The following is a 1,426-nucleotide window of genomic DNA, read 5'->3' on the forward strand; positions in this document are numbered from 1 at the left end:
CCACGACCTGCTGCGCCTGCTCCAACTCATCGCGAGCGAAGGGGCGGACGAGTTGTCGCAGGAGGCGGACTGGTTCGCCCGGGAGATCGCCGCACGCATTCCGTCGGACAACTAGGGCGCAGACGGTGCTTCACGCTCAGGGAACCTTCGGCGCTGCCACCGTAGCAATAGCCGTTGAGTGAGCAGACGGTCGCGGCGTGCAGGCTGGCTCTTCGCGAACGAACCGTTCCTAATCAGTGTGCAGGAGTGAGTCTTGGACCCACTGCCCGGCACTGCGCGCATCCCGAACGGTTTTGGATGCGCTGGTCACCCGCGTGCCCTGTGGTGTACCCGCTCGGCGGCGTGCATCGTGTGCACGGTCCGTGACGGGTGGGCGGGTTCCCTCACGCCCTGGGGTACCCCCTCGGGCCTGGACGGTCCGATGCCCCGCAGCATCACTCTGGTGCTGTGGGGGCGGTGCCGTCCGTCGCCGGATCGGGTGCCCGAGGGCGCGTCGCCCGATCGCGATGCCAGCGGCATCGTGACGGGACATCTTGCGGCGGGGTGTCCGCATCGGCTTGCGCCAGTGCTGGTTGCCCCACATCGAGGTGTAGGCCGGATCAACGGCCACGATGGACAGGCCCATCTCGGCGGCCATGGAGACGAGCCGGGCTTTGAGCTTCCCGGTCGGGATGCCTGAGATCAGTTGCCGGAACCGCTTCTTGCGGCCGTGCTTCTCGCGGGTCTTCTCGGCGGTGAAGTCCAGGTTCTCGATAGCGATGGCGGCGACGCCGCAGCTTTTCGCCCAGTGCAAGACCTGGGTGATGGCGTGCCGGATCTGCGCGTCACGATGATCAGCAGTACCGGACAGGTCGTAGAAGAAGCGGTGTGGGTCGCCTACCGGGTTGCCGTGCGGGTCGAGCCGGTACGCGGCGAAGTGATCCGCGTTCGTGTCGACGCCGATCATGCCCTTGGCGCGTGCGGTCTCCAGCCCGATCGTCTGGACCACCGGCCGCTGCCACGAGGCGGTCACGTACCAGCGGCCACGTTCCACGTCGTCGTGGATGCGGTAGGCCACAGCCCGGTCGTTGTCGATGCGGTCGGCCCACTCCTGGCCCCGATGCGCGAACGCGACCTTGGAGCCAAGGACGTACCGGCCGTGCTTGGCGTTCGCCAGGTCCGCGAGCGGGGCCGGCAGCTTGATGGACACCTCGCCGTCGGGGGTAACGCGGATCGTCTCGTTCCCGTATCGCTTGCCCGACTCCCCGTCGGCGGCGAGGAACCAGCGCTGGGCCCGCCAACGTTCCCGCCACTGGGCCTCGGTGAGCTGCGCGGCTTCGAGGTTGTGCCGGTTGCCCAGCAGCTTGCGGCCACCACGCACGACATGCACGACACCGGCCTCCCGGTCCGCGCGCGCCACGTCGAGGCGGTGTTCCAGGATCGCCAG

General features: G+C 68.4%; 2 protein-coding genes. One reads left to right on the forward strand and one right to left on the reverse strand.

Features of this window, described 5'->3' with window-relative positions; translation table 11 throughout:
* Window positions 1-10 precede the first annotated feature (10 nt).
* Window positions 11-115 carry a hypothetical protein gene (locus ACWD4P_RS38205; RefSeq protein ID WP_449782820.1) on the forward strand — a complete coding sequence of 35 codons (105 nt, stop codon included), beginning with the start codon at window positions 11-13 and terminating at the stop codon, window positions 113-115.
* A 114-nt stretch (window positions 116-229) separates the two neighbouring features.
* On the opposite strand, the gene ACWD4P_RS38210 is transcribed toward ACWD4P_RS38205, so the two are convergent.
* A partial coding sequence (locus tag ACWD4P_RS38210) for an IS200/IS605 family accessory protein TnpB-related protein (protein ID WP_449782819.1) occupies window positions 230-1,426 on the reverse strand: 1,197 nt, incomplete at its 5' end.

This window comes from Kitasatospora sp. NPDC002543, from assembly GCF_053594915.1.